Here is a 13177-nt window from a genome sequence, read left to right as displayed (position 1 = left end):
ACGCACTGTCGCAGCGATGCAACAGGTGTTCGGTGGCCGGCCAATGACTCGCTCTCAGGGACAAGTCAATGAAAAAAAACACTTTTTTTAGCTGGTGAAAAAATCGACAGTTTGACTGAAGCCCACATTCTATGGGGCTTTGCGGGGTGTGAAGGGGGGTTGTCCACCGAGTTATCCACAGCTTCTGTGGATTGTCCCGAGCGCTTGCTCTAGGACGGGCGTTCCAGCTTTTTGCTTGCTGTCTGACAATCCGGGGTGGTGGTGGTTTGTGTGAAATGTCCCTGTGAAAGCGTCAAGAAAAAATGTGCCGAACGGACGAAAAAAACTGTCGAGTCCGGTTGAGCCATTACTGAAGAAAAGGAGTAGAGTGGCGCGCCTCTCGAGTTACCTCCATCGTTTTTATGAAGTTTCGCAGTAAAGTCCCCGCGTCCAGCCTTGTCCAAATGCCGCTTCCCGAACCACGGCGCCTGTCGCTGAAGGTTGCCCTGTGGTTGCTCGACAGCCCGCGTCTGGGTGATAACCGCAACATCAAGCACATTGCGGGTCGTCTGCTCAAACAGCCCGCTCGCCAAGGCGTAGTGGTTGCTCAAAGTCGCTTGGGGCAAATGCTCTGCCGCGATTGTGGTAATGCCCGCGACCGACGAATCGGTCATGAACTTTTGCGCCAGGCCGCCCGTGCCGGTGATCGCCGTGCTCAGTTGGAATATGGCCGACTCTGTGCCCAGCCTCAGTTCAACGCGCCTGAGCAGGCCCGTCACTGGCTGGAGCAGGCCGCAGGCCAGGGCTCGCAGGAGGCCGCACGCCTGCTCAAGCAATTGCTCGAGCGCTAGATACAGCGCGCTGTCCGGGGCTGTTAAGCTGGGGCAGTTTTTCCTTGGGAGATAGCTATGGCGGTGGATCTGACCAGTATTTTGCTGGGCGTATTGGCGGCTGCGTTGCCCTGTTTGGGCCTGGTCCTGCAGTTGCAGCGTCGTTTGGCTGCTCGTCAGGCTGAAAGTGCGCTGCTTGAGGAGCGGCTGGGCAATGCTCAGCTGGCTCAAGAGGGCTTGGTTGCGCAGTTGGATGCCTGCCGTGATGAGGTCAGTGACCTGGGGCAGGCCAATGCCGCCAAGCAGGCGACTCTGGCCGCACAGGCACGCGAGCTCGAACTGCTGCAGATCGAACGTGACAACGCCAGCGATGCCGCTCATGCCTGGCAACTTGAGCGCGCCGCCAAGGAGGCTGAGCTACGCCGGCTGGATGCCCACTGTGCCGCGCTGGCTGCCGAGCTGCGTGAGCAGCAGGACAGCCATCAGCAGCGCCTGCAGGACTTGCAGGGCTCGCGTGATGAACTGCGCGCCCAGTTTGCCGAGATGGCCACGAAGATCTTCGACGAGCGTGAGCAGCGTTTCGCACAGACCAGCCAGCAGCACCTGGGGCAACTGCTCGACCCGCTCAAGGAGCGAATCCAGGCCTTTGAGAAGCGTGTTGAAGACAGCTACCAACAGGAGGCCCGCGAGCGCTTTTCCCTGGCAAAAGAGCTGGAGCGTTTGCAGCAGTTGAACCTGCGCCTGAGTGACGAAGCTACCAACCTGACGCAGGCGCTCAAGGGGCAGAAAACCCAGGGTAACTGGGGCGAGTTGATTCTTGAACGGGTACTTGAGCACGCAGGGTTGGAAAAAGGGCGTGAGTACCAGACCCAGGTCAGCCTCAAGAGTGCTGACGGCGAGCGTTTCCAGCCCGATGTGTTGATCATGTTGCCGGGCGACAAACAAGTGGTCGTCGACTCCAAGGTCAGCCTCACGGCCTACCAGCAATATGTGGCAGCGGCTGACAACGAGATCGCTCAAGCGGCGCTCAAGCAGCATGTGCTGTCCTTGCGCAACCACGTCAAAGGGTTATCCGGTAAGGACTACAACCGCCTTGAGGGGTTGCACAGTCTCGACTTTGTGCTGTTGTTCGTCCCCATTGAAGCGGCGTTTTCGGCGGCGCTGCAGGCTGAACCCAATTTGTTCCAGGAAGCCTTTGATCGGCAGATCGTGATCGTCAGCCCGACCACCTTGCTGGCGACCCTGCGCGTAATCGACAGCCTCTGGAAGCAGGAGCGGCAAAGCCAGAACGCACGGGAAATTGCCGAGCGTGCAGGCTGGCTCTACGACAAGTTTGTGCTGTTCATCCAGGACCTGGACGAGCTCGGTAGTCGTCTGCAGCAGGTCGACAAGGCGTATGCGGCGGCGCGCAACAAGCTGTGCGAGGGGCGCGGCAACCTGATCAGTCGCAGCGAGCAGCTCAAGCTGCTCGGTGCCCGGGCCAGCAAGAGCCTGCCCGCCGACCTGCTTGAACGGGCACTGAGCGACAACGATGGCCTGGCTGCCGAGGTGCTTACTGGACCAGGCTCAGATGTCGATTGAGCAAGGCGCGCAACGCTGCCGGCTTGACCGGCTTGGCCAGGTAGTCGAGGCCGGCGGCATGCACTTGGGCAACCATTTCGCTCCGACCGTCGGCACTGATCACCACGCCCGGTACCGGTTCGCCGAGGCGTGTACGTAACCAGGCCATCAGTTCGGTACCGGTTTCGCCATCATCCAGGTGGTAGTCCACCAGTGCCAAGTGCGGGCGCAGCCCTTTGGTCAGCAGTGCCTCGCATTCGTCGCGGTTGCGCGCAGTCCAGACCTGGCAACCCCAGCGGCTGAGCAGGCTGTTCATGCCGATGAGGATGCTGTCCTCGTTGTCGACACACAGCACCTGCATCCCCGCCAGGGGTTGTCCGGCTTGTTCGGCAACAGGCGCGGGTGGTGCGACTGGCGTCGTGGCCAGTGGTACGCAGACCCGAAATACGCTGCCTTTGCCGGGCCATGAGTGCACTTGCAGCGGATGGCCTAATACGCGGCAGAGACCGTCAGCGATCGCCAAGCCCAGGCCGAGGCCTTTTTCTGCGCGGGTCTGGTGGCTGTCCAGGCGTTTGAATTCCTCGAAAATCACCTGCAGCTTGTCGTTGGCGATGCCCGGGCCGCGGTCCCAGACTTCCAGCCACAGGTTGTCCTGGCTACGCCTTACGCCAAGCAGGATCGGGCTCTTGCCGTAGCGGAAGGCGTTGGTCAGGAAATTCTGCAGAATCCGCCGCAGCAGTTTCATGTCGCTTTGCACCCGTAAACGACTACTGCGCACGCGGAAGTCCAGGCCCTGTTCCCGGGCCAGTACCTTGAACTCGGCGCCCAGGGTATCGAACAACTCGTTCAGGGCGAACGGCTTGGCGTCGGGGGTGATCTTGCCGTTTTCCAGGCGGGAGATGTCCAGCAAGTCGCTGATCAATTCTTCGGCGGAGCGCAGCGAACTGTCCAGATGCTGAACCAGTTGCTGTGCCTCGGTGGACAGCCCGTCGCCTTGGTGGGAGAGCGCGGCGGAGAACAGCCGGGCGGCGTTCAGTGGCTGCATCAGGTCGTGGCTGACCGCCGCGAGGAAACGGGTCTTGGACTGGTTGGCGGCTTCGGCGTGGCTTTTCGCTTCGGTCAGGGCCAGGTTCAGTTGCGACAGTTCGTGGGTTCGCGCAGCAACCCGCTGCTCGAGGCCCTCGTTGGCATCCTTCAGGGCTTGTTCGGCTTCGCGGAACGGCGTGATGTCGGTAAAACTCATGACGAACCCGCCACCCGGCATCGGGTTGCCGATCAGTTCGATGACCCGGCCATTGGGGAACAAGCGCTCGGACGTGTGGGCACGGCCCTGGCGCATCCAGTGCAGGCGTCGGGCAACATGGACCTGAGCCTCGCCGGGGCCGCACAGGCCGCGTTCGGCGTTGTAGCGAATGATGTCGGCAATTGGCCGGCCGACACTGATCAAGCCGTCCGGGTAATTGAACAGTTCCAGATAACGGCGGTTCCAGGCCACCAGGCGCAGTGACTGGTCGACCACACTGATGCCCTGGCTGATGTTTTCGATGGCGCCCTGCAAGAGTGCCCGGTTGAACTGCAGCACCTCGGAAGCCTCGTCGGCGATACGCACGACATCTTCGAGTTGCATGTCGCGGCCTTCGATGGCCGCCTTGACCACGGCCCGGGTCGAAGAGGTTCCGAGCACGCCTGCGAGCAGTCGTTCGGTATGCTCGATCCAGTCACCGTCGGCGTTCTGATTAGGGTTGAAGCCCTTGCCCTGGCGGTAGGCGAAGCGGATGAAACTTTGGCGCGCACGCTCTTCGCCGACAAACCGGGCTGCCAGGTTCAGCAGGTCGTTGATCTGTACTGCCAGCAGCGAGCGGTTGCTCGGGCGGGCGTTGGTTTCCTGGCCGATGAAGCGGCCTGCCTGCCAGTGCTCCGATACCCGTGTGCGGGAGAGGATCGACACCCAGGCGAACAGGGTGAAGTTACCGGCCAGCGACAACACCACACCCTGCGTCAGCGGGGTTATCGGCAGGTTCAGTGGGTTGCTGTGCAGCCACGCCAAGCCTGGGAGCAGGTTGAGCGACCAGCCGAGGCTGTGAGCGGCGATGGGCAGAACCAAGGTGTAGAACCAGATGAAAATACCGGCTGCAAGGCCGGCAAAAACACCACGGCGGTTGGCCTGTTTCCAGTACAGCGCACCAAACATGGCTGGGGTCAGTTGGGTGATGGCGGCAAAAGCAATCTGGCCGATGGTTGCCAGGCTTGCCGTGGAACCGAGCAGGCGGTAGCTGACATAGGCCAGCAGCAGGATCGCAACGATCGATACCCGGCGAACCGAGAGCATCCAGTGGCGGAATACTTCAAAGGGGCGCTCGGCGTTGTTACGTCGTAGCAGCCACGGCAGCAGCATGTCGTTGGAGACCATGGTCGACAGCGCCACGCTGGCGACGATCACCATGCCGGTAGCCGCCGATGCGCCACCGATAAATGCCAGCAACGCCAGGGCCGGGTGGGCTTCGGCCAGCGGCAGGCTGATCACGAACGAGTCGGGGATGACCGAGTCGGGCAGCATCATCTGCCCGGCCAGGGCTATCGGGACTACGAACAGTGCGGCGAGGATCAGGTAGGCCGGAAACACCCAGCGCGCCAGGCGCAGGTCCTGAGGGTCGATGTTTTCCACCACGGTGACATGGAACTGCCGCGGCAGGCAGATGATCGCCATCATTGCCACACCGGTCTGGACCACCATCGACGGCCAATTGATGGTTTCCTGCCAGTAGGTTTCCAGGCGGGGCGCCAATCGTGCCTGGCTGAACAGGTCGTCGAAGCCGTCATACAGGTTGAAGGTGACGAAGGCGCCGACGGCGAGAAACGCCAGCAGTTTGACCAGCGACTCAAAGGCAATGGCCAGCACCATGCCACGGTGGTGTTCGGTGACATCCAGGCTGCGAGTACCGAAGACGATGGTGAACAGTGCCAGCACCAGCGAGACCACCAGGGCGGTGTCCTGCACTCGGCTGCCAGTGGCGTCGGCGCCTGCGCCTATCAGCAGGTTGACCCCCAATACGATGCCTTTGAGTTGCAAGGCGATGTACGGCAGCACACCCACCAGGCAGATCAGTGCGACCACCACGGCCAGTGCCTGCGACTTGCCGTAACGGGCGGCGATGAAGTCGGCAATCGAGGTGATGTTTTCCTGCTTGCTGATCAGCACCATCTTCTGCAGCACCCAGGGTGCAAACAGCATCAGCAGCACCGGGCCGAGGTAGATAGGCAGGAATGCCCAGAGTTGTTCGGCGGCCTGGCCGACCGAACCGAAGAATGTCCAACTGCTGCAGTACACGGCCAGCGAAAGGCTGTACACCCAGGCACGCAGGCGCGGGGGCAGCGGCTTGCTGCGGCGGTCGCCGTAGAAAGCGATGGCGAACATGATGGCCATATAGGCCAGGGCGACCAAGGCGATCAGCCCACTGGACAGCGACATGACAACTCCGAAGAAAAGGGGGAGTACACCTCCAGCCTAACGGTATACCTCGATCTATCAGTCTGGCATGCCGTTCGTGCTTAGTCAGTGCCGACCATGGTAGCAGTGGCGCAGCGTCGCAGGGGCATCACAGCGTGCCATCCATTGCACCGAGAGCGGCAGCAGATTGAAGGCCATCGCAATGCCGGGGTCTGAAGCACACCACGAATTATCAGGTTGTATCGGCAAAATAGATAACAGTTAGAGAAATTACCCGTTTTATAGATATTAACGGTGCCTCTACCATGGGCTCTACCTCACCAGAGGACAGGAGTGCAAACCATGCCATGCCCGACCAGCAGCGCCGTATCGCTGCGTCCGTTCCATCAACTGGCCCATCCACGCGAAGTGATTCGCCAGTTCACGCCTAACTGGTTCGCCGTCACCATGGGGACCGGTGTTCTTGCCTTGGTGCTCAAGCAGGCGATGCCAGCGCTGAGTGGCGTGGCCGAGGCCTTGTGGCTGCTGACGATCGCTTTGTTCATTCTATTCAGCGGCGTCTATGCGGCGCGTTGGGTGTTGTACTTTCATGAGGCACGCAGGATCTTTGCCCACTCTACGGTATCCATGTTCTTTGGGACGATACCGATGGGCCTGGCAACGATTCTCAATGGTGCCTTGCTGTTTGGCCTTGAACGCTGGGGGCAGGGAATCTTGCCCTGGGTCGAGGCGCTGTGGTGGCTCGACGTGGCACTGGCCGTGCTCTGCGGCGTGGCCATTCCGTACCTGATGTTCACCCGTCAGGAGCACAGCATCGATCAGATGACCGCCGTCTGGTTATTGCCGGTGGTGGCTGCCGAGGTGGCGGCGGCCAGCGGTGGCCTGTTGGCGCCGCATCTGGCGGATCCGCATCAGCAGTTCCAGGTGTTGATCGTCAGCTATGTGTTGTGGGCGGTCTCGCTGCCGGTGGCGTTCAGCATCCTGACCATCCTCTTGTTACGCATGGCCCTGCACAAGTTGCCCCATGCCAGCATGGCGGCTTCAAGCTGGCTGGCCTTGGGGCCGATTGGTACCGGCGCCTTGGGCATGTTGTTGCTGGGCAGCGATGCACCTGCCGTGTTTGCCGCCAACGGCCTGGGCGGGCTCGGCGAGATTGCCCGGGGTATTGGCCTGATCGCCGGCATCGTGCTGTGGGGCTGCGGCTTGTGGTGGTTGCTGACAGCGGTGCTGATTACCCTGCGATACATGCGCCACGGCATGCCGTTCAACCTTGGTTGGTGGGGCTTTACCTTTCCGTTGGGGGTGTATGCCCTGGCAACGCTGAAGCTCGCCGCCTGGCTTGAATTGGGCTTCTTTCAGATCATCGGCAGTGTGTTGGTGCTGGCGCTGATCGGCCTCTGGCTGCTGGTGGCCAGCCGGACGCTGCGTGGCGCCTGGCGTGGTGAGCTGTTCGTGTCGCCGTGTATTGCGGATCTTCGGGCCTGAGTGCTCTGTAGGTGCTGGTCTTGCAGGTGGCTCGGTTGCTGGCAAGACCGGCTCCTGCAAGGGCGTTTGTGCTACAACTGTGGCTTTTACGGCACAGCTGACCTCCAATAACAAAGCCCCATGCAGGTACACGGACGATGAGTCACCCCTCGCAATTCACATTGCTCGGCAAGCGCCGATTTCTGCCGTTTTTCATTACCCAGTCGCTGGGTGCCTTCAATGACAACATCTTCAAGCAGTCGTTGATTCTCGCCATTCTCTACAAGCTCAGCATCGAGGGTGACCGGTCGATCTGGGTCAACCTGTGTGCGCTGCTGTTTATCCTGCCGTTCTTTCTGTTCTCTGCACTGGCCGGGCAGTTTGGCGAAAAGTTCGCCAAGGACGCATTGATCCGTGTGATCAAGCTGGCCGAGATCGGCATCATGGCGGTCGGTGCCATTGGTTTTCTCACCAATCACCTGGCGCTGATGCTATTGGCGTTGTTTGCCATGGGCACCCATTCGGCGTTGTTCGGCCCGGTCAAGTACTCGATCTTGCCGCAGGCGCTGCATGAGGAAGAGTTGGTGGGGGGTAACGGCCTGGTTGAGATGGGCACCTTTCTCGCCATCCTGGCGGGCACCATTGGCGCGGGTGTGATGATGTCCAGTGGTCACTATGCCCCTGTGGTTGCGACCGCCGTGGTATCGGTGGCTGCGCTCGGTTACCTGTCCAGTCAATGGATTCCGCGTGCCGCTGCTGCTGCGCCGCAGATGAAACTGGACTGGAACATCTTCACCCAGTCCTGGGCGACCCTGCGCCTGGGCTTGAATCAGACCCCGGCGGTGTCGCGTTCGATCGTCGGCAACTCCTGGTTCTGGTTTGTCGGGGCGATCTACCTCACCCAGATTCCTGCCTACGCCAAAGACTGGCTGCACGGCGACGAGACCGTGGTCACCTTGGTATTGACCCTGTTCTCAGTGGGTATCGCGCTCGGTTCGCTGTTGTGTGAGCGCCTTAGCGGACGCAAGGTCGAGATCGGCCTGGTGCCGTTCGGCTCCTTTGGCCTGACCCTGTTTGGCCTGCTCTGGTGGTGGCATTCGGGCGATGTCGTGGCCGGGGCGCAGCCGCACGACTGGCTGACCCTGCTGGGTATGAGTCAGGCCTGGTGGATCATGCTGTCGATCCTCGGGCTGGGCGTATTCGGCGGCTTCTACATCGTGCCGCTGTATGCCTTGATCCAGTCGCGTACCGCCGAGAATGAGCGGGCCCGGGTCATTGCTGCGAACAACATCCTCAACGCACTGTTCATGGTGGTCTCGGCCATCGTCACCATTGTGCTGTTGAGTGTGGCCAAGCTGAGCATTCCACAGCTGTTCCTGGTGGTCTCGCTGCTGAACATCGCGGTCAACACCTACATCTTCAAGATCGTCCCCGAATTCACCATGCGTTTCATGATCTGGCTGCTCAGCCACTCCATGTACCGTGTCGAACACCGCGACCTTGAGTTGATTCCCGATGATGGTGCAGCCCTGCTGGTGTGCAACCACGTGTCCTTCGTCGATGCATTGTTGATCGGTGGTGCGGTGCGGCGGCCGATCCGTTTCGTGATGTATTACAAGATCTACCGCCTGCCGGTGCTCAACTTCATCTTCCGCACCGCTGGGGCCATCCCGATTGCCGGGCGCAAGGAAGACCCGCACATTTATGAACGGGCTTTCGAGAAAATAGCCGAGTGCCTGCGGCAGGGTGAGTTGGTGTGCATCTTTCCGGAAGGCAAACTGACCTCGGACGGTGAAATCGATGAGTTCAAAGGCGGTGTACGCCTGATCATCGAGCAGACACCCGTGCCGGTGATCCCGATGGCCTTGCAGGGCTTGTGGGGGAGTTTCTTCAGCCGGGATCCGGCCAAGGGCTTCTTCCGTCGCTTGTGGTCGCGGGTGACCCTGGTGGCCGGTACCGCCGTCCCGGTTGAGGCGGCAGAGCCGGCCGTATTGCGCGAGCGGGTCAGCGCGTTGCGTGGCACGGTGCGCTGACCCGGGTAGGGCAGGTCAGCTGGCGCTGACCTTCAGCCCGACCAGGCCGGTGACGATCAGGGCAACGCTGGCCAGGCGCATCAGGGCCATGGATTCGCCGAACAGGATAACCCCGGCGATCACCGTGCCCACTGCGCCGACGCCGGTCCAGATGGCATAGGCCGTGCCGAGCGGCAGCTCCTTCATGGCCAGGCCAAGCAAACCCAGGCTGACCAGCATGGCTGCAATGGTCAGCAGGGTTGGCAATGGGCGGGTAAAGCCGTCGGTGTACTTCAGGCCGACAGCCCAGCCGACTTCGAACAGGCCGGCACAAAACAGAATGATCCAGGACATGCAGTGTCTCCATCAGGTGATGGGGCCGTCCCCGGATTGATCACGCGATGCGTCGTGAGGTCGTCCTCACTGTGGGCATATAGAGTGCACAAACTCGAGTGGTAGGGCAATACGCCGGCGAGTACCTCAGGGGGTGACGCATGTTTGTGGCTATTGGCACTCGCTTCGTGAACATATCCATTCCCTGCAGTGGCACCGGTGGCTGGTTTCGCCTTTTACGGCGACCCACTTTTGAAGGGCACAAAAGTGACCCGCCGTAAAGGCGGAACGGGGTGTCAGGCCCGATATCGCGAATGGATATGCCTGCTTGCATCAGCGGCGATAAAGGTTTGTGATTTGTGGCACTCGCCTCACGCGGTTATGAGCAGGCGTGCCTGCGATGGCATCGGTGAGGTGCCAGTGAGTGCGTGGTGCCTCTATCACGGGCAAGACCAGCCACCTGCTCTCATGCAGGTGGGCTGGTTTGCTCGCGATCTAGACGTTGCGCTTAGATCCCCTGGGGGATCTCTTCGTCACCCAGCGCTTCAAACAGGGCCGGCAGGAACTCACCGAAAGTGAGCATCATCAGGGTGAAGCTGGCATCGAGTTGGCCCAGGGCCTCATCACCACCGTCTTCCTCGGCCTGATCCTGCAGCAGTTCTTCGAACTTCAGGCGTTTGATCACCATCTTGTCGTCGAGCACGAAGGACAGCTTGTCCTGCCATGCCAGCGACAATTGGGTGACTTGCTTGCCAGTGCCCAGGTGCATCTGGATCTCGTCGCTGGTCAGGTCCTGACGTTTGCAGCGAACGATACCGCCGTCTTCATGGGTGTCACGCAGCTCGCACTCGTCCAGGACATAGAAGTCCGGGGCGGCTTGTTGGGTTTTCACCCACTCGGTCATGGTCGCGCTTGGGGCGATCTTCACGCTCAGTGGTCGTACGGGAAGCGAGCCCATCACTTCGCGCAGGGTGGAGAGCAGGTCTTCGGCACGCTTGGCGCTGGAGGCATTGACCAGAATCAGGCCCTGCTTGGGGGCGATGGCGGCGAAGGTTGCCGAGCGACGGATAAAGGCACGTGGCAGGAACGCCTGGATGATTTCATCCTTGATCTGATCACGTTCCTTTTTATAGACCTTGCGCATTTGCTCGGCCTCGATCTCGTCGATCTTCTCTTTAACCGCATCGCGCACGACACTGCCAGGCAGGATACGTTCTTCTTTACGTGCGGCGATCAGCAGGAAGTCCTGACTGACATGCACCAGTGGAGCGTCTTCACCCTTGCCAAATGGCGCGACGAAGCCGTAGGTGGTCAATTCCTGGCTGGCACAAGGGCGCGCTGGCTTGCTGGCCAGAGCGGTTTCCAGCGCCTCGGGGTCAAACGGGATGTCCTGGGTCAGGCGATAGATCAGCAGGTTTTTGAACCACATGGGGTGCATCTCTCCTTAACACATAAGGGGGGCATTATTCTCCGAGCAGCCGTCTCAGGCCAAGTCTGCTAAGTCGTTGGAAGGCTTGAAAAATTTTTTTAAAAAAGTGCTTGCCAGACTCTAAGGTGCTCCGTAGAATGCGCACCACACCGAGACGATGGGTGATTAGCTCAGCCGGGAGAGCATCTGCCTTACAAGCAGAGGGTCGGCGGTTCGATCCCGTCATCACCCACCACTTCTCAGTGTTAGCGCAGCGGTAGTTCAGTCGGTTAGAATACCGGCCTGTCACGCCGGGGGTCGCGGGTTCGAGTCCCGTCCGCTGCGCCATATTCAAGCTTCCAGGGCCCACTGAACACCCGGAAGCCACAAAGAAAGCGACCTTAGGGTCGCTTTTTTTGTTTCTCATTCCCGCTACTCAGGAAGAGTCCCATGATGCAGGATGCAAGCACCCCCCGTACGCCCTTGCTGGGTATCGACCTGGGTACCACCAACAGCCTGATTGCCGTCTGGCAGGACGGGCGAGCGCAGTTGATCCCCAACGCCCTTGGCGAATGGCTTACCCCGTCCGCAGTCAGCATCGATGAGGATGGCAGTATTCTGGTCGGCCAGGCGGCTCGCTCACGGCTGACCACGCACCCGGAACGTAGCGCAGCAGCGTTCAAACGCTTTATGGGCAGTGAAAAACGTCTGGAGCTTGCCGGCCAGACCTTCAGCCCTGAAGAGTTGTCTGCACTGGTGCTCGGTGCGCTCAAACAGGACGCGGAAGCCTGGCTGGGTTGCCCGGTAAGCGAGTCGGTGATTTCGGTGCCGGCTTACTTCAGCGATGAACAGCGTAAACGCACCTGTTTTGCTGCCGAGCTGGCCGGGCTCAAGGTACAGCGCCTGATCAACGAGCCTACCGCTGCCGCCATGGCCTACGGTCTGCATGAGCAGAAATTCGAGCGCACGCTGATTTTCGACCTGGGTGGCGGCACCTTCGATGTGACCGTACTGGAGTACGCCTTGCCGCTGATCGAGGTGCATGCCTCTACTGGCGACAACTACCTGGGGGGCGAGGATTTTACCCATGCACTGCTGCAGGCTTGTCTCAAGGACCTGCAACTGGCGACCGACAGCGTTGAGCCGCAAGCCCTGGCTTCGCTGTACGACGCTCTGGAGCAGATCAAGCGCAAGCTCAGCGAAGGTCCGCAGCACGTGCAGTGGCGTTGTGCCGGTGAACTGCGCGAGTGGTCGTTGGATGAAGCGCGTGCGCAAAAGATCTGGGAACCCTTGCTGACGCGCCTGCGCGCCCCGGTGGAGCAGGCGTTGCGTGATGCCCGGCTGAACCCGCGTGACCTCGATAGCCTGGTGCTGGTGGGAGGCGCCACGCGTATGCCGGTGGTCCAGCAGATGGTTGCCACCTTGTTTGGGCGTTTGCCTTACCGGCATCTTGACCCCGACACCATCGTTGCCTTGGGGGCGGCCAGCCAGGCCGCGTGCAGGGCACGTGACCAGGCCATCGAAGAGCTGATCCTGACCGATGTCTGCCCCTATACACTGGGTGTTGCAGCCATGCGCGGTGAAAGCCGGCGCCAAGCATTTGTGCCGATCATCGAGCGTAATACGGTCATTCCAACCTCGCGGGTCGAGCGCTTTCAGAGTACTCATCCCGAACAGAAAACCGTGCGCATCGAGGTCTATCAGGGGGAGCGACCCTGGGTGAGCGACAACATTTTCATCGATGCATTCGATATCGAGTTGCCGCAGGCCGGCCGGATTCAGTCCATGGATGTGCGTTTCAGTTACGACATCAATGGCCTGTTGGAAGTGGATGTTGCCCTGGAGGACGGCGAGCGCCACAGTCATGTGATCGACCGCAGCCCCGCAGGGCTCGACGACGTGGCCCGGGCGGCCAGCCATGGTCGCCTGGCGGCGTTGAAGATTCACCCGCGCGATGCGCTGCCCAACCGTGCACTGCTGGCGCGTCTGGAGCGTGCCTGGATGCAATGCCTGGGTGAGCAGCGTGATCAGGTCGGTCAGTGGCTTGAAGCCTTTACTGCAGTGCTGGGTAACCAGCATGCGCAGGACATCAACAGCACTCGCCAGCGCCTGAATACAGCGCTGGACGAGCAGGGCCTCTGAG

Annotated in this window: 8 protein-coding genes and 2 tRNA genes; 7 read left to right on the top strand and 3 right to left on the bottom strand. The window is 60.7% G+C overall.

Annotated elements, in window-relative coordinates; genetic code table 11:
- Positions 1-401 precede the first annotated feature (401 nt).
- On the top strand, positions 402-830 hold the full coding sequence (locus CS390_RS18435; protein ID WP_065760531.1) for a tetratricopeptide repeat protein: 429 nt from the start codon (positions 402-404) through the stop codon (positions 828-830).
- A 171-nt stretch (positions 831-1001) separates the two neighbouring features.
- On the top strand, positions 1002-2390 hold the full coding sequence (gene rmuC / locus CS390_RS18430) for a DNA recombination protein RmuC (RefSeq protein WP_177442445.1): 1389 nt from the start codon (positions 1002-1004) through the stop codon (positions 2388-2390).
- Here rmuC and CS390_RS18425 read toward each other — a convergent pair.
- Positions 2362-5838, bottom strand: a complete 3477-nt coding sequence (locus tag CS390_RS18425) for a PAS domain-containing hybrid sensor histidine kinase/response regulator (RefSeq protein ID WP_099775546.1) — start codon at positions 5836-5838, stop codon at positions 2362-2364. The two genes, rmuC and CS390_RS18425, sit on opposite strands and share 29 nt — an antisense overlap.
- A gap of 321 nt (positions 5839-6159) precedes the next feature.
- Between CS390_RS18425 and CS390_RS18420 the strand changes: the two genes are divergently transcribed.
- Together CS390_RS18420 and CS390_RS18415 are read left to right on the top strand one after the other, a co-directional pair.
- On the top strand, positions 6160-7302 hold the full coding sequence (locus CS390_RS18420) for a TDT family transporter (RefSeq protein WP_099775545.1): 1143 nt from the start codon (positions 6160-6162) through the stop codon (positions 7300-7302).
- 137 nt (positions 7303-7439) lie between these two features.
- Complete coding sequence (locus CS390_RS18415) at positions 7440-9314, top strand: MFS transporter (RefSeq protein ID WP_099775544.1); 1875 nt, start codon at positions 7440-7442, stop codon at positions 9312-9314.
- A gap of 15 nt (positions 9315-9329) precedes the next feature.
- Here CS390_RS18415 and sugE read toward each other — a convergent pair whose 3' ends face one another.
- Positions 9330-9647, bottom strand: coding sequence for a quaternary ammonium compound efflux SMR transporter SugE (gene sugE, locus CS390_RS18410; protein WP_065760536.1), 318 nt, complete (start codon positions 9645-9647; stop codon positions 9330-9332).
- A 487-nt stretch (positions 9648-10134) separates the two neighbouring features.
- Positions 10135-11055: a recombination-associated protein RdgC gene (gene rdgC / locus CS390_RS18405; RefSeq protein WP_099775543.1), complete on the bottom strand. Its 921-nt coding sequence runs from the start codon at positions 11053-11055 to the stop codon at positions 10135-10137.
- A 159-nt stretch (positions 11056-11214) separates the two neighbouring features.
- On the opposite strand from rdgC, the gene CS390_RS18400 reads away from it, so the two are divergent.
- The 3 genes from CS390_RS18400 to CS390_RS18390 all read left to right on the top strand — a co-directional run bounded on the left by CS390_RS18400 (position 11215) and on the right by CS390_RS18390 (position 13176).
- Positions 11215-11290 (top strand) — tRNA-Val (locus tag CS390_RS18400).
- A gap of 15 nt (positions 11291-11305) precedes the next feature.
- Positions 11306-11382, top strand: a tRNA-Asp gene (locus CS390_RS18395).
- Positions 11383-11487: 105 nt separating this feature from the next.
- Positions 11488-13176, top strand: a complete 1689-nt coding sequence (locus tag CS390_RS18390; RefSeq protein ID WP_099776758.1) for a molecular chaperone HscC — start codon at positions 11488-11490, stop codon at positions 13174-13176.
- Position 13177: the final 1 nt, after the last annotated feature.

The organism is Pseudomonas sp. HLS-6 (genome assembly GCF_002753995.1).
Lineage (GTDB): Bacteria > Pseudomonadota > Gammaproteobacteria > Pseudomonadales > Pseudomonadaceae > Aquipseudomonas > Aquipseudomonas defluvii.
The sequence above is the reverse complement of the archived record's forward strand: the minus strand, read 5'-3'. Positions and strand labels throughout refer to the sequence as shown.